The organism is Streptomyces sp. CA-179760, from assembly GCF_050937045.1.
GTDB lineage: Bacteria > Actinomycetota > Actinomycetes > Streptomycetales > Streptomycetaceae > Streptomyces.
Map to the genome: position 1 here is coordinate 6,412,367 of NZ_JBNJLZ010000001.1, position 23,129 is coordinate 6,435,495.

Annotated in this window: 19 protein-coding genes and 2 pseudogenes; 15 read left to right on the forward strand and 6 right to left on the reverse strand. The window is 70.4% G+C overall.

What is annotated here, in order from left to right; genetic code table 11:
- The first annotated feature begins 8 nt into the window (after window positions 1-8).
- Both ACQEV8_RS29275 and nudC read left to right on the forward strand, forming a co-directional pair.
- A pseudogene (locus tag ACQEV8_RS29275) lies at window positions 9-1,411 on the forward strand (dipeptidase).
- A 156-nt stretch (window positions 1,412-1,567) separates the two neighbouring features.
- Entirely contained in the window at window positions 1,568-2,512 is a 945-nt protein-coding gene (nudC, locus tag ACQEV8_RS29280; RefSeq protein WP_432966162.1) for an NAD(+) diphosphatase, read from the forward strand.
- Window positions 2,513-2,610: 98 nt separating this feature from the next.
- Here the strand turns inward: nudC and ACQEV8_RS29285 are convergent, their stop codons facing one another.
- Complete coding sequence (locus ACQEV8_RS29285; RefSeq protein ID WP_031132359.1) at window positions 2,611-2,853, reverse strand: mycoredoxin; 243 nt, start codon at window positions 2,851-2,853, stop codon at window positions 2,611-2,613.
- 183 nt (window positions 2,854-3,036) lie between these two features.
- Between ACQEV8_RS29285 and ACQEV8_RS29290 the strand changes: the two genes are divergently transcribed.
- From ACQEV8_RS29290 to ACQEV8_RS29310, 5 genes are all read left to right on the forward strand, one after another.
- Window positions 3,037-5,232, forward strand: a complete 2,196-nt coding sequence (locus ACQEV8_RS29290; protein WP_432966166.1) for an ATP-dependent DNA helicase UvrD2 — start codon at window positions 3,037-3,039, stop codon at window positions 5,230-5,232.
- Between the two features lie 163 nt (window positions 5,233-5,395).
- Window positions 5,396-5,722, forward strand: coding sequence for a hypothetical protein (locus tag ACQEV8_RS29295; RefSeq protein WP_432966169.1), 327 nt, complete (start codon window positions 5,396-5,398; stop codon window positions 5,720-5,722).
- A gap of 172 nt (window positions 5,723-5,894) precedes the next feature.
- Window positions 5,895-6,281 carry a WhiB family transcriptional regulator gene (locus tag ACQEV8_RS29300; protein ID WP_432966172.1) on the forward strand — a complete coding sequence of 129 codons (387 nt, stop codon included), beginning with the start codon at window positions 5,895-5,897 and terminating at the stop codon, window positions 6,279-6,281.
- Window positions 6,278-6,601, forward strand: a complete 324-nt coding sequence (locus tag ACQEV8_RS29305) for a hypothetical protein (protein WP_432966175.1) — start codon at window positions 6,278-6,280, stop codon at window positions 6,599-6,601. Before ACQEV8_RS29300 ends, ACQEV8_RS29305 begins: the two co-directional genes overlap by 4 nt.
- A 151-nt stretch (window positions 6,602-6,752) precedes the next feature.
- On the forward strand, window positions 6,753-6,962 hold the full coding sequence (locus ACQEV8_RS29310) for a hypothetical protein (RefSeq protein ID WP_432966178.1): 210 nt from the start codon (window positions 6,753-6,755) through the stop codon (window positions 6,960-6,962).
- A 39-nt stretch (window positions 6,963-7,001) separates the two neighbouring features.
- On the opposite strand, the gene ACQEV8_RS29315 is transcribed toward ACQEV8_RS29310, so the two are convergent.
- Both ACQEV8_RS29315 and ACQEV8_RS29320 read right to left on the reverse strand, forming a co-directional pair.
- Complete coding sequence (locus ACQEV8_RS29315) at window positions 7,002-8,372, reverse strand: ABC1 kinase family protein (protein WP_432966181.1); 1,371 nt, start codon at window positions 8,370-8,372, stop codon at window positions 7,002-7,004.
- Window positions 8,365-9,579 carry a ThiF family adenylyltransferase gene (locus tag ACQEV8_RS29320; RefSeq protein ID WP_432966185.1) on the reverse strand — a complete coding sequence of 405 codons (1,215 nt, stop codon included), beginning with the start codon at window positions 9,577-9,579 and terminating at the stop codon, window positions 8,365-8,367. The genes ACQEV8_RS29315 and ACQEV8_RS29320 overlap by 8 nt, the downstream gene beginning before the upstream one ends.
- Window positions 9,580-9,851: 272 nt before the next feature.
- On the opposite strand from ACQEV8_RS29320, the gene ACQEV8_RS29325 reads away from it, so the two are divergent.
- From ACQEV8_RS29325 to ACQEV8_RS29340, 4 genes and pseudogenes are all read left to right on the forward strand, one after another.
- Complete coding sequence (locus ACQEV8_RS29325) at window positions 9,852-10,460, forward strand: M48 metallopeptidase family protein (RefSeq protein ID WP_432966188.1); 609 nt, start codon at window positions 9,852-9,854, stop codon at window positions 10,458-10,460.
- 142 nt (window positions 10,461-10,602) lie between these two features.
- Window positions 10,603-12,326: pseudogene (locus ACQEV8_RS29330) on the forward strand (TerD family protein).
- An 11-nt stretch (window positions 12,327-12,337) separates the two neighbouring features.
- On the forward strand, window positions 12,338-13,018 hold the full coding sequence (locus ACQEV8_RS29335; protein WP_215118632.1) for an AIM24 family protein: 681 nt from the start codon (window positions 12,338-12,340) through the stop codon (window positions 13,016-13,018).
- 16 nt (window positions 13,019-13,034) lie between these two features.
- Window positions 13,035-13,790 carry an AIM24 family protein gene (locus ACQEV8_RS29340; RefSeq protein WP_432966191.1) on the forward strand — a complete coding sequence of 252 codons (756 nt, stop codon included), beginning with the start codon at window positions 13,035-13,037 and terminating at the stop codon, window positions 13,788-13,790.
- Window positions 13,791-13,983: 193 nt separating this feature from the next.
- Here the strand turns inward: ACQEV8_RS29340 and ACQEV8_RS29345 are convergent, their stop codons facing one another.
- On the reverse strand, window positions 13,984-14,511 hold the full coding sequence (locus ACQEV8_RS29345; RefSeq protein ID WP_432966194.1) for an NUDIX hydrolase: 528 nt from the start codon (window positions 14,509-14,511) through the stop codon (window positions 13,984-13,986).
- A complete protein-coding gene (locus ACQEV8_RS29350) occupies window positions 14,508-15,977 on the reverse strand; it encodes a zinc-dependent metalloprotease (protein ID WP_432966197.1) in 1,470 nt (489 codons plus the stop codon). The genes ACQEV8_RS29345 and ACQEV8_RS29350 overlap by 4 nt, the downstream gene beginning before the upstream one ends.
- 193 nt (window positions 15,978-16,170) lie before the next feature.
- Here ACQEV8_RS29350 and ACQEV8_RS29355 point away from each other — a divergent pair, with 193 nt between their 5' ends.
- The 3 genes from ACQEV8_RS29355 (at window position 16,171) to ACQEV8_RS29365 (ending at window position 19,318) form a co-directional block, all read left to right on the forward strand.
- Window positions 16,171-17,292: an SDR family oxidoreductase gene (locus ACQEV8_RS29355; protein ID WP_432966200.1), complete on the forward strand. Its 1,122-nt coding sequence runs from the start codon at window positions 16,171-16,173 to the stop codon at window positions 17,290-17,292.
- Between the two features lie 93 nt (window positions 17,293-17,385).
- Entirely contained in the window at window positions 17,386-17,847 is a 462-nt protein-coding gene (locus ACQEV8_RS29360; RefSeq protein WP_432966203.1) for a molybdenum cofactor biosynthesis protein MoaE, read from the forward strand.
- Between the two features lie 379 nt (window positions 17,848-18,226).
- Window positions 18,227-19,318 carry a YlbL family protein gene (locus tag ACQEV8_RS29365; protein ID WP_432966206.1) on the forward strand — a complete coding sequence of 364 codons (1,092 nt, stop codon included), beginning with the start codon at window positions 18,227-18,229 and terminating at the stop codon, window positions 19,316-19,318.
- Between the two features lie 125 nt (window positions 19,319-19,443).
- Here ACQEV8_RS29365 and ACQEV8_RS29370 read toward each other — a convergent pair whose 3' ends face one another.
- Window positions 19,444-19,989, reverse strand: coding sequence for a PPA1309 family protein (locus ACQEV8_RS29370; RefSeq protein WP_432966209.1), 546 nt, complete (start codon window positions 19,987-19,989; stop codon window positions 19,444-19,446).
- Between the two features lie 164 nt (window positions 19,990-20,153).
- Here ACQEV8_RS29370 and ACQEV8_RS29375 point away from each other — a divergent pair, with 164 nt between their 5' ends.
- Window positions 20,154-23,102: a UPF0182 family membrane protein gene (locus ACQEV8_RS29375; RefSeq protein ID WP_432973075.1), complete on the forward strand. Its 2,949-nt coding sequence runs from the start codon at window positions 20,154-20,156 to the stop codon at window positions 23,100-23,102.
- Window positions 23,103-23,129 lie beyond the last annotated feature (27 nt).

The following is a 23,129-nucleotide window of genomic DNA, read 5'->3' on the forward strand; positions in this document are numbered from 1 at the left end:
TCGTGACCATGAGCCAGACCCCGGACAGCGTCGTCCGTACGTACATCCAGCAGCATCGCGACGCCTTCCTCGGCGACCTCGCCGAGTGGCTGCGCATCCCGTCGGTGTCCGCCCAGCCGGACCACGCGCCCGACGTACGACGCAGCGCCGACTGGCTCGCCGCCGAGCTGAAGGAGACCGGGTTCCCGTCGGCCGAGGTCTGGCAGACCCCCGGCGCCCCGCCGTCTTCGCCGAGTGGCCCTCCGACGACCCGCAGGCACCCACGGTGCTGGTCTACGGCCACCACGACGTGCAGCCCGCCGCCCGGGAGGACGGCTGGGACAGCGACCCCTTCGAGCCCGTCGTCCGCGAGAACCGTCTCTACGCGCGCGGGGCGGCCGACGACAAGGGCCAGGTGTTCTTCCACACCCTCGGTGTCCGCGCCCACCTCGCCGCCACCGGCCGCACCACCCCGGCCGTGCATCTGAAGCTGCTGATCGAGGGCGAGGAGGAGTCCGGCTCGCCCCACTTCCGGGCCCTCGTAGAGGAGCACGCCGGGCGGCTCGCCGCCGACGCCGTGATCGTCTCCGACACCGGCATGTGGTCCGAGGACACCCCCACGGTCTGCACCGGCATGCGCGGCCTCGCCGAGTGCGAGATACGGCTGCACGGCCCCGACCAGGACATCCACTCAGGCTCCTTCGGCGGCGCGGTGCCCAACCCGGCGACCGCCGCCGCCCGCCTGGTCGCCGCCCTGCACGACGAGCACGCGCGCGTGGCGGTCCCGGGCTTCTACGACGGCGTGGTCGAGCTCACCGACCGCGAGCGCGAACTCCTCGCCGAACTGCCCTTCGACGAGTCGCAGTGGCTGCGCTCGGCCAAGTCGCACGCCACCCAGGGGGAGGCCGGGTACACCACCCTGGAGCGCGTCTGGGCCCGCCCCACGGCGGAGGTCAACGGCATCGGCAGCGGCTACCAGGGCCCCGGCAGCAAGACGATCGTCCCGTCCTCCGCCCTGGTGAAGCTGTCCTTCCGGCTGGTCGCGGGCCAGGAACCCGACCGCGTGGAGAAGGCCGTCCGCGCCTGGGCCGAACAGCAGGTGCCCGCAGGTATCCGCTGCGAGATCACGTTCAGCGGGGCCACGCGCCCGTGCCTGACCCCGCTGGACCACCCGGCCCTCCAGTCGGTCGCCCGCGCGATGGGCCGGGCCTTCGAGAAGCCCGTCCGCTTCACCCGCGAGGGAGGCTCCGGACCGGCGGCGGACCTCCAGGACGTCCTCGGTGCTCCGGTGCTGTTCCTCGGCATCTCCGTCCCCTCCGACGGCTGGCACGCCCCGAACGAGAAAGTCGAACTCGACCTGCTCCTCAAGGGCGTCGAGACCACCGCGTACCTGTGGGGCGACCTCGCCGAGAACTGGCGCGATGCGCCCTGAGCGTCCCGGGCCGCCCGGACCGGCCGCGTGCGAGGGGCACACTGGAGGAGCCGCCCCGCACCGCCCGAGCCCCGCCGGACCCGGCCGCCCCCCACCGCACGTCCCGCTGATCAGCCCGCCGAACCCGACCGTTCCACCGGGGAGTTGGAAGCACCAGTGACCACCTGGACCGACCAGAACGCCGACCGACCCATCTCGCTCACCGCCCCGGGCGGCATCGACAGGGCCGCGCACCACCGGCTCGACGAGGCCTGGCTCGCGGCGGCGTGGAGCCACCCCTCGACGCGCTGTTTCGTGGTCTCCGGCGGCCAGGTACTCATCGACGAGACGGCGGACGGGCACACCGAACTCGTCATGACCCCCTCCTTCGAGGCCCCCCTCACCGAGGCACACCGGTACTTCCTCGGCATCGACGAGGACGGCGTCAGCTACTTCGCCCTCCAGAAGGACTCCCTGCCCGGGCGCATGGATCAGTCCGCGCGCCCGGCGGGCCTGCGCGAGGCGGGCCTGCTCCTGTCAGCCCGTGACGTGGGCCTGATGGTGCACGCGGTGGGTCTGGAGAACTGGCAGCGCACGCACCGATTCTGCTCGCGCTGCGGCGAGCGCACCGTCATCGCCGCGGCCGGCCACATCCGCCGCTGCCAGGCCTGCGGCGCCGAGCACTACCCACGCACGGACCCCGCCGTGATCATGGCCGTGACCGACGAGGACGACCGCATCCTGCTCGGCCGCCAGGTCCACTGGCCCGAGGGCCGCTTCTCGACGCTCGCCGGCTTCGTCGAGCCCGGCGAGTCCATCGAGCAGTCGGTGCGCCGCGAGGTCCACGAGGAGGCCGGCATCACCGTCGGCCCGGTCGAGTACGTCGCCAGCCAGCCCTGGCCCTTCCCGTCCAGCCTCATGCTGGGCTTCATGGCCCGCGCCACCTCGACCGAGATCGAGGTCGACGGTGACGAGATCCACGAGGCCCGCTGGTTCTCCCGCGACGACCTGCGCGCCGCCTTCGAGTCCGGCGAGGTGCTCCCGCCGTACGGCATCTCGATCGCGGCCCGCCTGATCGAGCTCTGGTACGGCAAGCCGCTGCCGATGAGGAGCGTGGCCTGACGCCCGTGTGAGCCGCGTGCACGCCCCGGCCGCAGAGACGGAGAAGGCGGTTCCCGAGCCGCCTCAGGAACCGCCTTCCCCGCACAACCGGGCTGCGCCTACGCGCCGACCTTCTGCTTCACCTGAGCCAGCGACGGGTTGGTGAGGGTGGAGCCGTCCGGGAACAGAACGGTGGGCACCGTCTGGTTTCCGCCATTCGCCTTCTCCACGAACGCGGCGGATTCCGGGTCCTGCTCGATGTTGATCTCGGTGTACGCGATGCCCTCGCGGTCCATCTGGCTCTTCAGCCGGCGGCAGTAGCCGCACCACGTGGTGCTGTACATCGTCACAGTGCCCAGCATGTCTCTTGTGCTCCTTCGGTGGCTCGGGGCGGGTGGTCGCAGAGGTGGAACGTACGTGAGGGGGCCGCCATTCCCGGGGCCCGGACCGTTCCGGACGTGACACCTGCCGCATTAGTACGACTATCGGGGCCCGCCTGTGGACAACCGGCACGGCCGTCTCCCGCGACCTGGCAGCATGGCTGTGTGACAGCAGCAACGCACTCCACCCTGTTCCCGCAGGTACCGGACTCGGCCGACGCGGTGCTCGACGGGCTCGACCCCGAGCAGCGCGAGGTGGCCACCGCCCTGCACGGTCCGGTGTGCGTCCTGGCGGGCGCGGGCACGGGCAAGACCCGGGCGATCACCCACCGCATCGCCTACGGGGTGCGCGCAGGCGTCCTCCACCCCTCCAGCGTGCTCGCCGTCACCTTCACCAACCGCGCCGCCGGAGAGATGCGCGGCCGGCTGCGCCAGCTCGGTGCCGCAGGCGTCCAGGCGCGCACCTTCCACTCGGCGGCCCTGCGTCAGCTCCAGTACTTCTGGCCGAAAGCGATCGGCGGCTCCATGCCCCGGCTCGTCGACCGCAAGATCCAGCTCGTCGCCGACGCGGCCGCGGCTTGCCGCATCCGGCTCGACCGGGGCGAGCTGCGGGACGTCACCGCCGAGATCGAATGGTCCAAGGTCACCCAGACCGTCCCCGCGGACTACGCGCCCACCGTCGCCAAGTCCGGCCGGGAGGCCCCCCGCGATCCCGCGGAGATCGCCCAGCTCTACGCCGCCTACGAGGACGTCAAGCGCGAGCGCTCCGTCATCGACTTCGAGGACGTGCTGCTGCTGACCGTGGCCGTCCTCCAGGACCGGCACGACATCGCCGAACAGGTCCGCTCCCAGTACCAGCACTTCGTGGTCGACGAGTACCAGGACGTCAGCCCCCTCCAGCAGCGCCTGCTGGAACTGTGGCTCGGTGAGCGGGACAGCCTGTGTGTGGTCGGAGACGCCAGCCAGACGATTTACTCGTTCACGGGGGCGACCCCGGACCATCTGCTCGATTTCCGTACCCGCCACCCCGGCGCCACCGTCGTGAAGCTGGTCCGCGACTACCGCTCCACGCCGCAGGTCGTCCACCTCGCCAACGGCCTGCTGTCCCAGGCCAAGGGCCGGGCGGCCGACCACCGGCTGGAGCTCGTCTCGCAACGTGCGCCGGGGCCCGAGCCTGCCTACACGGAGTACACCGACGAGCCCGCCGAGGCGGAGGGCGCGGCCCGCCGCATCCGTGAGCTCGTCGACGCGGGGGTCCCGGCCGCCGAGATCGCCATCCTGTTCCGGACGAACGCGCAGTCCGAGACCTACGAACAGGCCCTCGCCGACGCCGGGGTGCCCTACCAGCTGCGCGGCGCGGAGCGGTTCTTCGACCGCCCCGAGGTGCGTAAGGCGGGCGTCGCCCTGCGCGGCGCGGCCCGCTTCGGCGGCAACGACTCCCTCCTGGACGACGTCGTCGACCTGCCCTCGCAAGTGCGCGCCGTGCTGTCGGGCGAAGGCTGGACACCGCAGCCACCGGCCGGCTCCGGGGCCGTGAGAGAGCGCTGGGAGTCCCTGGCCGCCCTGGTGAACCTCGCCCAGGACTTCACCGCCGCCAAACCCGGAGCCACCCTGGCGGACCTCGTCGCCGAGCTCGACGAACGGGCGAACGCCCAGCACGCCCCGACCGTGCAGGGCGTCACCCTCGCCTCCCTGCACTCGGCCAAGGGCCTGGAGTGGGACGTCGTCTTCCTGGTCGGCGTCGCCGAGGGCATGATGCCGATCACCTACGCGAAGACCGACGAACAGATCGAGGAGGAGCGCCGTCTGCTGTACGTCGGCGTCACCCGCGCGCGGGAGCACCTCCATGTCTCCTGGTCCCTCTCCCGCTCACCCGGCGGCCGCCCCAACCGCCGCCCCAGCCGTTTCCTCGACGGGCTGCGCCCCGGCTCCACGGCCACCAAGGGCCGTGCAGCCGGCGGCGGAGCGGGCGGCATCGAGCGCGGAATCCCCGGAACCAGGGGCTCCGCCCCGAGAAGAGCGCAGCGAACCCCCGCCCGCTGCCGCGTCTGCGGCCGCACACTGACCGACGCGGGCGAGATGAAGCTGATGCGCTGCGACGACTGCCCCTCCGACATGAACGAGGGCCTCTACGAGCAGCTCCGCGAATGGCGCGCCGAACAGGCACGAAGCAGTGGTCAGCCCGCCTTCTGCGTCTTCACCGACAGGACACTGGTAGCGATCGCCGAGACCGCGCCCGACGACGAGCACGAGCTGGCGCGCATCCCGGGCGTCGGGATGCGCAAGCTCACCCGCTACGGAGCCGATGTCCTGGCCATCTGCGCAGGCCAGTACCCCGCAGGGGACACAGATCAGGACTGACACCAACTCGTCGAAAAAATAGTTTGCGCATGCCCCAGCAATCCCCATAGGTTCTTAGGCACGAGAGCAGCGGCCTTCTCGAAGGCCCTGATTCCGTGTTGTACTTGCATATCCGCGGACTGGTTCACCCAGTCCCCCGAGACGCCGAGAGGAGGCGAGTCCAGTGATCAGCATCAACACCAGCTCCATCAGCACCGTGAAAATGACCGATCGCTCGGCCGTCTCCACGTGCATGCTCGGCGTTTCGAACCTGGGCACCGGTCTGTCCGGCATTAGTGCCGTCCGTCCGGCGTCCTCCTTCCTTGCTCCCGCGGGCCTTCCCGTCCGTGAGCGCAATGAGCGACCGACCAAGGCGCTGGAAGCAGCAGTAAAGGCGCAGGCGCGTGCCTATGCCTTTGCGGCGACCGGTGCCGGATTCCGGAAGCAGACGACGCAGCACCACCAGATGTGGGCCTTCCGTGGGCCAGAACCCTGGAGTGATCCAGCCTGATTCGATCAGGCCGGCGCCTTCAGGGCCGCGGAACCCCATCCGGGATCCGCGGCCCTTCTGTTTGTCCCTGACCAGGGACGACGGACCGAAGGAGCCTCGGGACAAGAAAAGAACCGGGTACCAGCCGCCCCCGGCCAAACAGGCCGGAACGACCAGACGAGGAAGACGAACCGTGCAACTCGAAGCGCACGCCCCGTCCGTACCGCCTTCCGACACGATCCCCGAGCCCGGCCCCACGGAGGACTCCGCCTTGACCCCGCTCACCCCGCTCACCCCGCTCACCGCGCTCACCGCGCTCGACGACGCCATCGAGAACCTCGGCGTACCCGTCCCGTGCCGCTCCTACGACCCGGAGGTCTTCTTCGCCGAGTCGCCCGCGGACGTCGAGTACGCCAAGTCCCTCTGCCGTACCTGCCCGCTGGTCGAGGCCTGCCTCGCCGGCGCGAAGGAGCGGCGTGAGCCCTGGGGCGTCTGGGGTGGCGAGCTGTTCGTGCAGGGTGTCGTCGTCGCCCGGAAGCGGCCGCGTGGCCGCCCGCGCAAGAACCCGGTCACGGCATGAACACCCCAGGAACGATCGACCGTCCTCTCACGCACGACCCCCAGAAGCAGGCCCCGATGAAGCCGTCCACCCCAGAGCCCGCCGGCTCCGCGACTCAAGACTCCACCCCACGTGGCGCGAAGGACTCGCGTCAGAACAGGACCCGAGAGATGCAACTCATCCCAGAAGCCATGGCTCGTGCACATATGCACGAGCGACTGCAGGAGGCGGAGCGAGACCGCCGGGCCGCGCGCGTGGTGGCCGCCCGCCGGATGCAGCGCAAGGCGGAGCGCGCCTCACGGCGTGCCCGCCGGGCGCTCGCCATGGCGGTCATGCAGTAACCGACCCCAGCTGAAACGCTCCATCTGAAGTGGTGGCCTCCCGGACCGGGAGGCCGAGCTCACCCCGCGGGGGCCGGTCCGTGCCGAACGGACCGGCCCCCGCGGTGCGTTGTGTCCGCGAAGCCGCCGGGCACGGAGATATCGTCGGCGCGTGACCAGTCCTCCCGGAGGAAACGACGACGACCGCTCCGCCGCGGAGCCGGAACGCCTCGTGTGCGCCCGCTGCGGCACCTCGGCCGAAGCCCCGCGACTCACCTGGACCTTCTCCGTGGAGCACGGCGCTCGCCTGGACTTCTGCGAGACCTGCTCCCGGGAGAACCTCAGGTCGATCGAAGGGCGGCTCGACTCGGACTGGTGGTAGTGCCCGGGCAACGGATCACCCGTGGCACCCGGCCGTTGCTCACGCCTCCGCTGCCGACTCGTCACCGTCCGCCGGGTCCTCCGGGACGAACCCCGGCAGCCACTCCTCCAACTCCTCGCGCAGACGCACCGCCGCCCCCAGCTGGCACAGCACCCCGATCGTGCTCAGGGTCACCCGGTGGATCAGCAGGTAGGCCGGGGGCAGGTTGAGCTGCTTGCCGAGCTGGTAGGCGGGGGAGCGGGGGTCGGCGACGCGGGCCGCCTGACTGCGCATCCAGCCGCGGGTGAAGGTGAACTCCTCGACCTGAGCCGGCTCGATGATCGGAAGCAGATAGTCAAGGACCGCCTCGGGATCGAGCTCTATCGTCTCCTTGACGAACCCCTCCGCGCACAGCAACTCGTAGACCGCCTCGGCCTCCCCGTCGAGGGTCATCCGCAGGGACTCGCCGATGGTGGCCGGCAGACCACCCGGAAGACGGTCGACCGTGCCGAAGTCCAGGACTCCCAGGCGCCAGTCGTCCTCGCCCTCCGGCCCGCCGGGCAGCAGCCGGAAGTTGCCCGGGTGAGGATCCGCGTGCAGCAGGCCGGTGCGGGCGGGGCCGGAGAACAGGAAACGGGCCAGGAGCTGACCGGCACGGTCACGCTGCTCCTGGGTGCCGTCCGAGATGATCTCCGACAGCGGGACGCCGTCGATCCACTCGGTGACCAGGACCTGGTCGGACTGGTGCACCACCTGCGGTACGACGACGTCCGGGTCGTCCGTGAACTCCTCCGCGTGGGCCTGCTGCGCCTGGGCCTCCAGGTCGTAGTCCAGCTCCTCCGAGACGCGGTCCTTCAACTCCGCGATCAGCGGCTTGATGTCCATCCCGGGGATCAACGGACCAAGCAGGCGGGAGAAGCGGCTCAGCTGGTTCAGATCGGACAGCAGGGCCTCGCCGGCACCCGGGTACTGCACCTTGACCGCCACCTCACGGCCGTCGTGCCACACCGCCCGGTGCACCTGGCCGATCGAGGCCGCCGCGGCGGGCTTGTCCTCGAACTCCAGGAACAGCTCCTGCCAGCCCGCGCCGAGCCGCTCCTCGAGCACCGCGTGCACGGTGCGCGTCGGCATCGGGGGCGCCGCCTCCTGGAGCTTCGTCAGCGCCGCCCGGTACGGGCCGGCCACCTCCTCGGGCAGGGCCGACTCGAAGACGGACAGGGCCTGGCCGAACTTCATCGCGCCGCCCTTGAGCTCGCCGAGCACCTTGAAAAGCTGCTCCGCCGTGCGCTGTTGGAGCTCGCGGCCGACTAGCTCCGCGGACTCGCCGACGATCCGCTTGCCGAATCCCCAGGTCGCCCGCCCGGCGATGCCGAGCGGGAGTGCGGCGAGCTTGGCGGTCCGGGTGACCGCCTTCCGGGGAAGATCAGACATGCGCCCTCCAAGTCCCAGCCGGCCGCTCCGCCTCTGCCTCACGGCACTGCTCCGACGGCCGTTGCACCGCCATTGTCTCGTGTGACTGCCCTTCCTCCGAGAGGCGCTCCCCCTTTCCTCTCTCCGCCGCAGCGCACGGGCATGCCGGATGCGTCCAGATCGGCCGAGCATGCCAGTGGAGACCGGGGACGGACACTTCCCAGCGTGCCCCCGCACTCGACGGAACCCGGCCGTCCAGGAAGGCGAGCGCGTGGGCGGCCGCCAGTCCGGCCACGGTCGTGGCGAGGGCCAGATCGCAGGGCCGCACCTGCCGCTGCCTGCCGGAGCGCCACTGGGCGACCAGGCGAGGCCAGGTCGGATCCCGGTCGGCGCGGCTGTGGTGCAGGCAACCCGCGCAGCTGGTCTCCCCGGGCAGGACGAGAGGGCCGACCATGCCGGTCCCCTCCACGACACCGGCGTACAGATGAGGTGTCCCGGCGGACATCAGCGATTCGGCGGCGGACGGGTCCGGCGCGTACATGGCCACATCGTCCCGCGGGGCGACGATCACCAGCGAGAAACCGGGATCGCCTTCCGCCGGACGCGCCTGCGCTGTCGAGGGGCGTGGCGGTCGGTCCGGGGCCGCCCGGCGCGCGGCGCGTCGGGCCGCCTCGTCGCGGCGGTCGCCGACGGCATCGGCGGGCAGCCCGCCCGGCGCGACGTCCCACGGCTCCACCCGTCCGAGATCGCGCACGTCGACCTCGCCGACTCCGGCTCCCGCCAGCAGCGAGGCCAGCACGGCGCCGACCCGGCCCGCACCCCGCACCTGGACGCGTTGCGCGCGCCGGGCGGCCAGCTGCCCGATCGCGTCGCCGGGAGCGGAGGTGGTCAGAGACAGAGCGGCCAGGTCGGGGCGCAGCCGGTCGAGGACTTCCTTCTTCCGGCGCAGGGCGTCGGCGGCCGGTCCGCCGCCCCGCGCGTCGTCCAGCAGCCCGGCCCGCGCGAGCCGCCGCACCAGCCCGTCCACATGACCGTCGGGCAGATCCATACGGCGGCCCTCCTCGCGCAGCAGCTCCAGCCCCCGTGTGCCGTTCAACAGGTCGAGGAAGCTGCCCGTCGCCTGGTCCATCGGGCCGAGTGTCATCGCATGCGCCGGCGTCATCCCGAACTGCACCGTGTTGCGGTCGTGCCAGCCGCGCCTGAGCGCGGGTTTCACCATCGGATGCATGACAGGCCCCCGTATGTCATAAAACGTCCCCGTGAGCCGGTCGAATGCGGGAGCAGCCCGAGACTGGCCGCAGTCCCGGCCCTGGTCGTCCTGGGCCGAACCCGCCGATCGCTTCGCCGGCAAGAGCCAGCATGCCCAAACCCGCCGCAGGCTGCCGAAAGTTGTCCACAGGCGCGGGTATTCGTCGTACAAATCCGGCGGGCGGTGGGGGCATCGGCACCGAACCGTCCCGGAGCCGGGACTTCCCCGTGTGCAGCGGGTAACGTCGGGGCGTGCCCGCCGACCCACTGCACCGCGCCGGAAAGCCACAGCGCAGCACGACGAGCCAGCCGTCGAGCGGCTCGAGGGCGAGCGCGATCGAGGTCCGCAGGAGCACCCGCCGACGCCGAACGGTCTCCGCGTACCGCGAGGGCGATCGCACCGTGGTGCTCATCCCCGCCCGGATGTCCGAGGCGGAGGAGCAGCGCTGGGTGACGGTCATGCTCGACAAGCTGGCCGCCCAGGAGAGCAAGCGGACCCTCGGCGACACCGAGCTGGCCGAGCGGGCCCGGCGCCTTTCGGACCAGTACTTCGGCGGGCGGGCCCGGCCCGCTTCGGTGCGCTGGGTGACCAACCAGAACACGCGCTGGGGATCCTGCACCCCGTCCGAGGGCAGCATCCGCCTGTCGCACCGTCTGCAGGGCATGCCCGAGTACGTGGTCGACTACGTACTCGTCCACGAACTCGCCCATCTCCTCGTCCCCGGACACGGACCCCGCTTCTGGGAGCTGCTGGAGTCCTATCCGCGGACGGAGCGGGCCCGGGGCTACCTCGAAGGCGTGGTCGCCGCCGAGCGGTTGCCGCATGTGCCCGGTGCGCGGGGTGAAGGCACCACGGGGTGAGTGCCCGCTTTGCGCGAGCGAGCAGCCGATACGGCCCCGCGCGGGTTGTGTACCGGGTCTGTACCGACTTCGTCCGGTGTCAGAGTTTGCCGTTAGCCTGGCGCGACGCAATCACGTTCTGGATGGGGGACGGTCGTTACGCATGGCCAGGGAATTCCAACGCGGCCACAAGGCCAGGATCAGTGACCTCACCGCGGGCACGGATCTGTACGTAGGCGTACAGATCTCCGGCCCCGGACTGAGCTTCGACATCAGCTGCTTCGGCCTCGACGCCGACGAACGGCTCTCGGACGACCGTTACTTCGTCTTCTTCAACCAGCCGAAGTCCCCCGAGGAATCCCTTCAGCTCCTGGGCGCCCAGGCGGGCGACACGGAGTCCTTCCGGGTGACGCTCGACCGCATCCCGCCGCAGATCCAGAAGCTGTCCTTCACGGCGACGATCGACGGCGCCGGGCAGATGTCGCAGATCGCCCCCGGGTACATCCGTATCGTCGCGGGCGGCGAGGAGGTGGCCCGGTACTCCTTCAACGGCTCGGAGTTCTCCACCGAACGAGCCGTGATGCTGGGCGACTTCTACCTCAAGGACGTCTGGCGGTTCGCCGCAGTCGGGCAGGGCTTCGACGGTGGTCTCGACGCGCTGCTGAAGAACTTCGGCGGCGAGGTGGCCGAGGAGGAAGCGCCCGAGCCCGCCCCGCAGCAGCCGCAGGCCGGCGCCGTCCCGGGCTTCGCACCGCCCGCGTTCGGCGCCCCCAGCACTCCGGAACCGGCCTCGACCCCGGCTCCTGCCCCGGCACCGGCAGCGCCTCCCGCCCCCGCTCCCGCGCCGCCACCCGCACCCCAGCCCGCCGCGCAGGGTTTCGCGCCGCCTCCGGCGCCCGGGCCGGCGCCCGCAGTGCACGGCGCCCCCACCATCGCAGCGCCCATGAACACCCAACCGGACGGCGCCCCGGTGCCACCCCCGGCCCGGCGCCCGCGCCCTACGGCCCGCCGGGCCAGCAGCCGCCGCCGTACGGCCAGGCACCCGGCCAGACGGCCCCGCTGCCTCCCGGCTACGGCCAGCCCCAGGCACCCCAGGCACCGGCCCCGCCCCCCGGCTACGGCCAGCCCACCCCGCCCCCGGGTTACGGCCAGCAGCCGCCGTTCGGACAGGCCCCCTACGGTGCCCCGCAGCAGGGCGCTGCCCCGCAGGCCGCCGCTCCCCAGGGCGCCGGTGTCTCCGCCGCGCTCCAGCAGTTCAAGGAGACCCTCACCGGACAGCGCTGGACGCAGCAGAACAAGAAGCTCGTCCGCGTGGACCTCGGCATCGGCGGACAGCCCGTGCTGGCCCGGCAGGGCAGCATGGTGCTCTACCAGGGCAAGGTCGACTTCAGCTACAAGGGCGCCGGCTTCGCCGGCCGGATCGTGGGCAACGCGACCGGCCAGGAGATGCAGCTGATGCGCTGTACCGGCCAGGGGCAGGTGTTCCTCGCCGAGAACTCGACCATGCTGCATCCCATCGAGCTCCAGGGCGACGCCGTGTGCGTCTCCGCCGAGAACGTCCTCGCGTTCGACGAGAGCCTCACCTACGAGGTGCGCCGCATCGAGGGGCACGGCATCCCCGGAGGCGCGCTGTTCACGATGCAGTTCCAGGGGAGCGGCACCATCGTCGTGAAGACGCACGGCACGCCCGTGGTGCTGCCCGTCACGCCCACCACGTTCGCCGACTGCAACGCCGTGGTCGCCTGGTCCGCCGCCGCCCAGGTCGTCGTCTCCAGCCAGGTGCGGATGCGCCGCAACGCCTACCCCGGTGACACCGGCGAGAGCGTGAACCTCCAGTTCCGGGGAGCGCCCGGCAACTTCATCGTCGTCCAGCCGTACGAGGTCTGAGGGAGCCCGTCATGACACAGCAGCTCGCGGGCCACGCCCCCGCACCCGTCACCGCCCGCATGGAGAACCACGGCAACCACATGCTGAAGGTCGCCATGCAGACCGGGAACGACCTCTTCGCGCGCGTGGGGTCGATGGCCGCCTACGAAGGGTTCGTGCAGTACGAGCCCAACCCGCCGGCCGTGCGCCAGATCGCCAAGGACTGGATGACCGGTGAGGGCGCGCCCCTGATGAAGTGCTCCGGCGACGGCCTGCTCTACCTCTCCGACTACGGGGCCAACGTCGTCGTCATCAACCTCAACGGCGACGGCATCTCCGTCAACGCCACCAACCTGCTCGCCTTCGACGCCCACCTCACCTGGGGCGTCGAGCGGGTCAAGGGCCTGGCGAAGTTCGCCGGGCAGGGCCTGTGGAACACCAAGATCTCCGGGCAGGGCTGGGTCGCGCTGACCTCCCGGGGCAAGCCGATCGTCGTCGACTGCGGAGGCGGCGAGGACGAGACGTACGTCGACCCCGACGCGCTCGTCGCCTGGTCCCCGAACCTCAAGGTCAAGGGCAAGCGCAGCTTCAGGGCACAGTCGCTGATCGGCCGCGGCAGCGGCGAGGCCTACCAGATGGCCTTCTCCGGTCAGGGCATCGTCGTAGTACAGCCCAGCGAGGACAGCACCGACCGTCTCCGGGTCCGGGGCTGAGGGGGAGCAACACGTCATGCAGAGCCCGATTTTCGCCTACAACGAGCAGCAGACCCAGGACCGCTGGAGTCTGCAGAACAAGCAGATGCTGCGCGTCGGCCTGGAGGGCCACGACGACATCCTGGCCCGCAAGGGCACCATGGTCGCCTACCAGGGCCTCGTCGAGTTCGACGCCGAGTACCAGAGCAACGACCAGTCACGCGCGCGTGCGCACACCGGTGAGGGACTCGACCTGATGCGCTGCCACGGGCAGGGCACGGTCTACCTCGCCAACCTCAAGCAGCACGTCCACGTCATGGAGGTGGAGCAGGACGGCCTCACCGTCGACAGCAGCTATGTGCTGGCGATGGACTCCTCCCTGCACCACGAGGTCATCGCCGTCGACAGCCTCTACGGCATCTCCGGCTCCGGGAAGTACCAGCTCAACATCACTGGCCGGGGCAAGATCGCCCTGATGACCTCGGGCATGCCGCTGCTGATGCAGGTGACCCCCGACAAGTACGTCAACTGCGACGCCGACGCGATCGTCGCCTGGTCGACGAGCCTGCGTGTGCAGATGCAGGCCCAGACGCACTCCTCCGGGGTGTGGCGGCGCCGCGGTAACACCGGCGAGGGCTGGGAGCTGAGCTTCATGGGCACCGGCTACGCCCTCGTCCAGCCCAGCGAGCTGCTGCCGCCGCAGAACGCCCAGGTCGGCTCGGGCCTGTCCGCGCAGTACGGCATGGGCCAGCAGGGAGCACGCGGGCAGAACCAGGGCAACGTCTGGAGCTGAGCGCTCCGCGGGTTCGGCCGGCGGGCTCCAGGGGGCTGCGGGCCGGTTCTTGGCTGCAGGCCGTGTGTGGCTGGTCGTGCCCACGCGGCGGAGCCGCATATCGATCGAGCCCCGCGCCCCCTTGAGGGAGCCCAGCCCGCGTCGGGACCGAATGCAAGGGGCGGCCGCCACAGCGGTCGCCCCTTGCACACGCTCAGGCCGCGAGCCTCGCGCGCGTGGCCTCCAGCAGGCGTACGACCGACTCGTCGGCCACCTCCGCGACCTCGTCGTACCCGAACCAGCGCACGTCGAGGGACTCGTCGCTGACCTCGTGCGCGGCATCCGGTGGTGCCACGACCGCGTACTGGACGTCGAAGTGGCAGTGGCACGGTGGCGGGATCGGGTGCCGGTCGAGGCGGACCGGGCCGCCGGGCAGCAGCGACAGCCCCGAGACGCCGGACTCCTCCGTCGCCTCCCGCAGGGCCGTGCCCGCCAGGGAGGAGTCGCTCGGTTCGCAGTGACCGCCCATCTGGAGCCACATCTGCAGCTTCCTGTGCAGGGTCAGCAGCACCCGGCCGCCTTCAGGGTCGATCACCAGCGCGCTCGCCGTGATGTGACCCGCCCGGCACGGCTTCCACAGGCCGTCCGGATGCTCTGCCAAGTGGTCCAGGTAGGCCTGGCGCAGATCCGGCTGGTCCTCGTACTCCTTCAGCACGAGGACCGCGTCGTCGTACAGGCTCACTCGGCGTCGTCGCCCTTGTTCTTGTCCTCGCCCTCGGACTCGTCCTTCTTGAGATCGGGCTTCTTCAGATCGGGCTTGTCCGCCGCTTCGCCGAGCATCTTGTCCAGCTCGGAGAAGTCGATCTGCTCGCGGTGCACGAAGCCGTCCGGGTCGTCCAGGTCGCTCGCCGTCGGCAGCATGTCCGGGTGGGCCCACAGGCCGTCCCGGCCGTCGACACCGCGCGCGTCCGTGAGCGAGGCCCACAGGCGGGAGGCGTCGCGCAGGCGGCGCGGGCGCAGCTCCAGACCGATCAGCGTGGCGAACGTCTGCTCGGCCGGGCCGCCCGAGGCGCGGCGACGGCGCAGCGTCTCGCGCAGGGCGTCGGCGGACGACAGACGGGGCTTCGCGGCGGCATGGACCACCGCGTCCACCCAGCCCTCCACGAGCGCCAGAGCCGTCTCCAGACGCGCCAGGGCGGCCTTCTGCTCCGGCGTGTCCTCCGGCTGGAACATGCCCTGCTGGAGAGCCTCCTGCAGCTGCTCCGGGTTCTGCGGGTCGAACTGGCCGACCACATCCTCCAGCTTGGCCGTGTCGACCTTGATCCCGCGGGCGTAGCCGTCGACCGCGCCGAACAGATGCGAGCGCAGCCACGGCACGTGCGCGAAGAGGCGCTGGTGGGCGGCCTCGCGCAGGGCGAGATACAGCCGCACCTCCTCCTGAGGGACGCTCAAGTCCTTGCCGAACGTCTCGACGTTCACCGGCAGCAGCGCGGCCTTGCCGGCCGGGCCGAGCGGCAGGCCGATGTCGGACGAGCCGACGACCTCGCCCGCGAGCACGCCGACGGCCTGCCCGATCTGCGTGCCGAACATGGCCCCGCCCATCGAGCGCATCATGCCGATCAGCGGGCCGGCCATGGCCTGCATCTCCTCCGGCAGGACGTCGCCCATGGCGGTGCCCACGCGCTCGGCGACCGGGTCGACGAGCTCCTTCCAGGCGGGCAGGGTCGCCTCGACCCACTCCGCGCGGCTCCAGGCCACCGCGGAGGCGGCGCCGGACGGCAGGGACGTGGCGTCGTCGAGCCAGAGGTCGGCCAGGCGGACGGCCTCCTCGACGCCCTTGTGGTCGGCGGGGCCGACGCTCGCGTCCTTGGTGCCGTCAGGGCTGCCCTGGGAGACCGTCTGGCGGGCGATCTGCTTGGCCATGTCCCAGTTCACCGGGCCGCCCTCGTAGGAGAGCATCTGGCCCAGCTGCTGGAACGCGGCGCCCAGGTCGTTGGGGTTCAGGGAACCGAACATGGCAGCGAACGGATTGTCCGCACCGGGGTCACCAGGGCCGCCGCCAAAGCCTCCGGCTCCTGGCAGGCCGCCGAAACCGAACGGATTGGCCGGTCCCTGACCACCACCGCTCTGCTGGTCCTTCTTCTTGCCCTCGTCGCCGTCGTCCGGCTCCTCCGGCGGAAGGCCGAATCCGAATGGGGTGTCACTCACGGGATTCCTCGGCTTGTAGGGCCGCCGGTTCTTTCCGGCGGCACGGCTGCCCGACATCACCACCCAGCGTAGACACCTCGGGGCGGATCGGGCCTCGGTGCTTCGCCGAGTGACGGCCTGCGGCAGGATGGATGCCACCTGGTACGCACGCTTCACTCGTGCTCGTACTGAAGACAACCGCTGGAGACGCCCGGTGAGTTCCCCAGATCCGCAGGTTCGCGCAGCGCGAAACCAGTCAACCAGTTCCGCGAGTCCCGCGGCGCGCGGGCCCGTCGTCGCGGTCACCGGTGCCGCGTACGGCATCGGAGCGCTGCTCACCGAGCAGCTCGCCGCGTCCGACGAGGTCAAGCAGGTCGTCGCCATCGACGAGCGGCGTGGCGAGTGCGCGGCGGCGCAGTGGCACATCCTGGACGTACGGGATCCGGCCATCGCGGACAAGCTGCGCGGCGCCGACGTCGTGGTGCACCTGGCGCTGGATCTCGATCTGGAGACCGACGCGGCCGCCCGGACGGCCTACAACGTACGGGGGACGCAGACCGTCCTGACGGCGGCGGCCGCGGCCGGTGTGCACCGGGTCGTGCTGTGCACCTCGGCGATGGTCTACGGGGCGCTGCCGGACAACGAGCTGCCGTTGTCCGAGGACGCCGAGCTGCGGGCCACGGCCGAGGCGACGGGCGTCGGCGACCTGCTGGAGATCGAGCGGCTGGCGCGGCGGGCCCCTCGGGCGCACCCGGGGCTCAATGTCACCGTGGTCCGGCCCGCCGTACTGGTGGGAGGCACGGACACCGCGCTGACCAGGTACTTCGAGTCTCCTCGACTGCTCGTCGTCGCCGGGTCCAGGCCCGCCTGGCAGTTCTGCCATGTCGAGGACCTGTGCAGCGCACTCGAGTACGCCGTCCTGGAGAAGGTCGAAGGGGAACTGGCCGTCGGCTGCGACGGGTGGCTTGAACAGGAAGAGGTCGAGGAGCTCAGCGGCATCCGGCGGATGGAGCTGCCGTCGGCGGTCGCGCTGGGCGCGGCTGCCCGATTGCACCGGATCGGGCTCACGCCGTCTCCGGCCGGGGACCTGGCGTACACGATGTACCCCTGGGTGGTGAGCGGGAGCCGGCTGCACGACTCCGGGTGGCGTCCGCAGTACACCAATGAGGAGGTGCTGGCGGAGCTCCTGGAGGAGGTCTCCGGCCGGCACACGGTGGCCGGGCGGCGCCTCGGCCGCAAGGACGCGACGGCCGCGGGCGCCGCGGGCGCGACGGTTGCGCTGCTGGGCGCGGCGGCGGTGGTTCGCCGGGCCCGGAAGGCCCGGCGGCGGATCTGAGAGACGCCCCTGTAGGAGACTCCAACGCGTACGCGCGCGTGCCGGTCGATGGCTCTATTCCGTGTTGTCAGCCGTGTGCGGCACGATGGAGGCATGGCATCCACGAGCGATCACCCCGGTGAGCAGGCCGCGCAGGACCCGATCAAGCTGATCGGGATTCGGGACAGGGCCCTCTCCGTGGACGAGGTGTTCCGGGCGGTCGGGGACGACGCGGCCGGTGGCACCGCGCTCTTCGTGGGGACTGTGCGCAACCACGACGGGGGTGCCGATGTCGCGGAGCTGGGATACTCCTGCCACCCCAGTGCCGAGGCCGAGATGCGGCGGATCGCCGAGAAGGTCGCCGCCGACTTCCCCGTGCGGGCGCTGGCGGCTGTGCACCGGGTGGGGGGTCTCCGGGTCGGGGACCTCGCGGTGGTCGTCGCCGTCTCCTGTCCGCATCGGGGGGAGGCCTTCGAAGCCTGCCGGAAGCTGATCGACGACCTGAAGCACGAAGTGCCCATCTGGAAGCACCAGAGGTTCTCCGACGGCACCGAGGAGTGGGTCGGTGCCTGCTGATCCCGGAACCGCCTCCGGTTGCGTAACCGCACCCCTGGCGTGAGCGTTGTCACTGCGGATGGTTAATCTGCTGATCAGTCAGTTGCGGACGCTCAATGGGGTTGGAGGTCGGCATGGCGGCTCTCGCCTGGTTGCTGATTCCGCTTGTGGCTGCCATCGGCGCGGGGCTCTGGGGCAGTTGGGCCAACCGGACTCGAAGGTCGCGCGGCGACGGCCCGGAGCTCACCGGATACGCCCGCTTTCGCGAGGCCATGGAGAAGCCCGGGCCGGGTAGCTGAAGCCAAGGAAACAGCAGGTCACAGACGGTATAGCGCACAGGGCCGCCCCGGACGGGCGGCCCTGACGGTGCGCTGACAGGCCCGTCCCGTACTGTCGAGTCATGCCACGCCGCACCGCGACGATGCTCGCCTCCACCCTGATGCTGATCGCGCTCCTGTGCGCGGGAGTGTTCATCCCCGTTCCTTACGCGGAGATGTCCCCGGGGCCGACGGTGAACACGCTCGGCGATCATGACGGCGAGCCGGTGCTGCAGATCTCCGGGCGCAAGACGTACGCGGCCGGTGGCCACCTGAACATGACCACGGTCCGGGTCACGAGCGCCGACTACCGGATGAACCTGGTCGAAGCCGTCTACGGCTGGCTCGCCCACGACAACAAGGTCGTGCCGCGCGAGACGCTCTACCCGGACGGCAAGACCGAGGAGCAGTCGACCCAGGAGAACGCCGAGGAGTTCAGCCAGTCCCAGGAGAGCGCCAAGGTCGCAGCCCTGAAGGAACTCGACGTTCCGGTGAAGTCGTGGGTGATCGTCTCGACGGTCGTCAAGGGGTCCCCGGCCGAGGACAAGCTGCACGCGGGGGATGTGATCAAGGCAGTCGACGGCACGGCGGTCAAGGAGCCGGCCGACGTGGCGAAGCTCGTCACCCGGCACAAGCCGGGCCAGGACGTCCGTTTCACGATCGTGCCGGCCCAGGAGCAGCTCGCCGCGGAGAAGGAGAAGCGGACGCCGACGAAGACGCAGGACATCACCATCACCACGACGACCTCGGACGACACCGCCGAGAAGCGCGCCATCGTGGGGATCTCCGCGGGGACCGACCACACGTTCCCGTTCACCGTCGACATCAAGCTGGCCGATGTCGGCGGGCCGAGCGCCGGGCTGATGTTCGCGCTCGGCATCTACGACAAGCTCACGCCGGGCGATCTGACCGGCGGCAAGTTCGTGGCCGGCACCGGCACGATCGACGACGCCGGCAAGGTCGGCCCGATCGGCGGCATCGAGATGAAGACCGTGGGTGCCCGGGCCAAGGGCGCGCAGTACTTCCTGACGCCCGCCGACAACTGCGCCGCCGCGGTCAAGGACACCCCCGAGGGCCTCACCCTCATCAAGGTGGACACCATCCAGGACGCCCTCGGCGCCCTCAAGGACCTCCGCAGCGGCGACACGGCGGACCTGCCGAAGTGCGGCAAGTAGGAGTCCGCGGGGCCGAGGACGGGTCGGAGCAAGGCGACCGGCGCGGCTGAGGGGGCCTGCGGGACCGGTGGGGCCCGAGGGCCCCAAGGGACCGGCGAGCCCCCTCACGCCGCGGTGCTCCCGCTCTACTCCTCCTCGAACGTCGCCGCCAGCGCCTCCGCCAGGCCCGGGACCAGTTCGGAGCCGGTGAGGACTTCCGTGGCGGAGTCCTTCTCGCGCAGGCGCAGGGCCGACTCACGGGCGCCGTCGCGCAGGACCGCGACCGTCATCCGGACCTCCTGACGGTCCGGGTGGTCCGCCACCCACTTCGTCAGCGCGGCCTCGCCCAGGCCCTTGGGAACCTGGGCCTCCGCGGACGGCGGCAGCATCAGACGCTCCACGGCGAGGGCACAGCCGACGACCGCGTCGGGCCAGGCGATGGTGGCGAGGAACTCGTCGAGCGGCTTGCCCGTTGGAACCTCGTCCTGCTCGATCGGGGTGAGGCCGGAGTTCTCCGACTCCTCCCCGAGACCGAGCCGGTCGGCGAGCGAGGGCTGTTCGGCCCGCAGCCGTGCGGTGTCGACGAGGGCGAAAAGGCGGGCGGGCTGGTCCCAGCCGAGGCCCGAGACGTACTCGTCGATTTCGAGAACGGCCTGGGTGAGCGGGTTCGCAGCCATGGGAGTGTTGGACATGGTCACAATCCTGCCTCGTTCCTGGCCGGAATCGGGAACCGAGTAAACGGTGAGTAAGTTGCATAGGTGGGGGCCCACGATCACCGGGGGCCACGCATGGTCCGTGAAGACGCGGGCCTGACGGATCAACAGCGAACTTCGAGGTGCGCACCTTGGCTTTCCAGATGCCGGACCGCGGCGGAGGCCCGACAGGGCCGCGGATGAGAGTGGGCCGCCCGTCCCGGCGTGTCCGCACCCTGCTCATGACGCTGGGCGTCCTGGCCGTTCTCGGCATGGCGTTCACCATGTTCGCGGGCTTTTGGACGGACTGGCTCTGGTACCGGTCGGTGAACTACTCGTCGGTCTTCACCACGACCCTGTGGACCAAGATCGGGCTCTTCTTCGTCTTCGGCCTGCTCATGGCCGTCGCCGTCGGCGTCAACATCTGGCTGGCGCACCGGCTGCGGCCACCGCTGAGCGCCATGTCGATGGAGCAGCAGAACCTCGACCGCTACCGGATGGGCATCGCGCCCTACAAGAAGTGGCTGCTGTTCGGGATCACCGCCCTGGTGGGCCTGATCGCCGGCGCCTCCGCGTCCGGTCAGTGGCGGACCTGGCTGATGTGGGTCAACGGCGTTCCGTTCGGTGAGAAGGACCCGCAGTTCAAGCTGGACGTCTCGTTCTACGCTTTCGACCTGCCCTGGTACCGGTTCCTGCTCGGCTTCGGCTTCGCCGCCGCGATCCTTTCCGTGATCGCCGCCGCGCTCACGCACTACCTGTACGGCGGGCTGCGTGTCACCAGCCCCGGCGCGCGCGCCACGGCGGCGGCCACCGGGCACCTGTCGGTGCTCATCGGCGTCTTCGTCGCCCTCAAGGCGGTCGCGTACTGGCTCGACCGGTACGGACTCGCGGTCAAGTCCAGCGACTTCAGGGCGACCGACAACTGGACGGGCCTGAGGTACGTCGACGCCAACGCCTACCTGCCGGCCAAGACGATCCTGTTCTGCATCGCCGTCATCTGTGCGCTGCTGTTCTTCGCCACCCTGTGGCGGCGCACCTGGCAGCTGCCCGTGATCGGCTTCGGCCTGATGGTGCTGTCCGCGATCCTCATCGGCGGCCTCTACCCGGCGATCGTGCAGAAGTTCCAGGTCCAGCCGAACGAGCAGGCCAAGGAAGCGCCGTACGTCGACAAGAACCTCGACGCGACGCGCAAGGCCTACGGCATCGACGGCACCAAGGTCACCGACTACACGGGGACCAGCAAGACCGAGGACAAGACCAAGCTCCGCGACGACGTCGACTCCACGGCGAGCATCCGGATCATGGACCCGAACATCGTCTCGCCGACGTTCCAGCAGCTCCAGCAGATCAGGAACTACTACGCGTTCCCGAACAACCTGGACGTGGACCGTTACTCCAAGGACGGCAAGGACCAGGACACGGTCATCGGCCTGCGTGAGCTGAACCTCGCGGGCATCCCCAAGAAGAACTGGATCAACAACCACTTCCGTTACACGCACGGGTACGGAGTGGTCGCCGCCGAGGGCACCAGCGCAGACGCCCAGGGCCGTCCCAACTTCACGGAGTCCGACCTGCCCTCCGAGGGCGACCTCGGTACGTACGAGCAGCGGGTCTACTACGGCGAGAAGACCACCACGTACTCGATCGTCGGCGGTCCCCAGAAGGAGATCGACTACTCCGACGACAACGGCGAGAAGACCACCAGCTACAAGGGCGACAGCGGGGTCAATCTCTCCAACCCGGTCAACCGGGCCGCGTACGCGGTGGCGTTCGGCGAACCGCAGATCCTCTACTCCGGCGCCATCGGCGAGGGTTCGCGAGTCCTGTACAACCGCACGCCCAAGGAGCGCGTCGAGGCGGTCGCCCCCTGGCTGACCATCGACGGCGACGCCTACCCGGCGGTCGTGGACGGCCGTATCCAGTGGATCGTCGACGCGTACACGACGACGAACGGATACCCGTACTCCTCGCGTACGACCCTCGGTGACACCACCGCCGACTCGCTGACCGCCACCAACGACAACCGTGCGGTGGTGGCCCAGCAGAACCAGGTCAACTACATCCGCAACTCGGTGAAGGCGACCGTCGACGCGTACACCGGCGAGGTCAAGCTCTTCCAGTGGGACACCAAGGACCCGGTCCTGAAGACCTGGATGAAGGCATTCCCGGACACGGTGAAGCCCAAGAGCGAGATCTCCAAGCCGCTGATGGACCATCTGCGCTATCCCCAGGACCTGTTCAAGGTCCAGCGGGAGCTGCTCACGCGCTACCACGTGAAGGACGCGACGACGTTCCTCAGCGGCAGCGAGGTGTGGCAGGTGCCGGACGACCCGACGAACCGGTCGGGCAGCGCGGTGCCGCCGTACTACCTGAGCATGAAGATGCCCGATCAGAAGGCACAGGCGTTCTCGCTGACGACGACCCTCACGCCCAACGGCCGGGACAACCTCAGCGCGTTCATGGCCGTCGACGCCGAGGCGGGCACCAGCGACTACGGCAAGATCAGAATTCTGAAACTGCCGACCAACACCACGGTCAACGGGCCCAAGCAGGTCCAGAGCCAGTTCAACTCCCAAGAGGACATCGCCGAGTCCATCAGGCTCCTGAGAGGCGGTGACTCCGAGGTCGAGTACGGCAACCTGCTGACGGTGCCCCTCGACGGAGGACTGCTGTACGTGGAGCCGGTCTACGTACGCGGCGGGGGACTGAAGTACCCGCTGCTGCGCAAGGTGCTGGTCACCTACGGAGGCCAGACGGCCTTCGAGAACACGCTCGACGAGGCCCTGAACAAGATCTTCGGAGCGGAGGGTGCGACGCCTGAGCCACCGGCCGACGGCGATACGACGCCACCCCCCACGTCCGAGGACCCGACGGTCAAGCAGGCTCTGGAAGACGCCCAGAAGGCGTTCACCGAGGGCCAGGACGCCCTGAAGGACAACGACTGGGAGGCGTACGGCAAGGCGCAGAAGGACCTGGAGGACGCCCTGCAGCGCGCCGAGGAGGCGCAGGCCGCGGCGGACAAGGCCGGTGGTGCCGGGGGCGGCGAGAGCAAGCCCAGCGGCAGCCCCAGTGCCGACCCGAGCGGCAGCCCGAGTCCGAAGCCGAGCAGTTAGGCCGCCGGCCTGGTCAAATGCTCCACC

What these genes read in the sequence shown, in the direction of transcription:
- ACQEV8_RS29375 (WP_432973075.1), top strand. Translation starts at nt 20,154, where the DNA reads ATGCCGGACCGCGGCGGAGGCCCGACAGGGCCGCGGATGAGAGTGGGC.
- ACQEV8_RS29370 (WP_432966209.1), bottom strand. Translation starts at nt 19,989, where the DNA reads ATGTCCAACACTCCCATGGCTGCGAACCCGCTCACCCAGGCCGTTCTC.
- ACQEV8_RS29365 (WP_432966206.1), top strand. Translation starts at nt 18,227, where the DNA reads ATGCCACGCCGCACCGCGACGATGCTCGCCTCCACCCTGATGCTGATC.
- ACQEV8_RS29335 (WP_215118632.1), top strand. Translation starts at nt 12,338, where the DNA reads ATGACACAGCAGCTCGCGGGCCACGCCCCCGCACCCGTCACCGCCCGC.
- ACQEV8_RS29340 (WP_432966191.1), top strand. Translation starts at nt 13,035, where the DNA reads ATGCAGAGCCCGATTTTCGCCTACAACGAGCAGCAGACCCAGGACCGC.
- ACQEV8_RS29320 (WP_432966185.1), bottom strand. Translation starts at nt 9,579, where the DNA reads ATGCATCCGATGGTGAAACCCGCGCTCAGGCGCGGCTGGCACGACCGC.
- ACQEV8_RS29305 (WP_432966175.1), top strand. Translation starts at nt 6,278, where the DNA reads ATGAACACCCCAGGAACGATCGACCGTCCTCTCACGCACGACCCCCAG.
- ACQEV8_RS29285 (WP_031132359.1), bottom strand. Translation starts at nt 2,853, where the DNA reads ATGCTGGGCACTGTGACGATGTACAGCACCACGTGGTGCGGCTACTGC.
- ACQEV8_RS29315 (WP_432966181.1), bottom strand. Translation starts at nt 8,372, where the DNA reads ATGTCTGATCTTCCCCGGAAGGCGGTCACCCGGACCGCCAAGCTCGCC.
- ACQEV8_RS29360 (WP_432966203.1), top strand. Translation starts at nt 17,386, where the DNA reads ATGGCATCCACGAGCGATCACCCCGGTGAGCAGGCCGCGCAGGACCCG.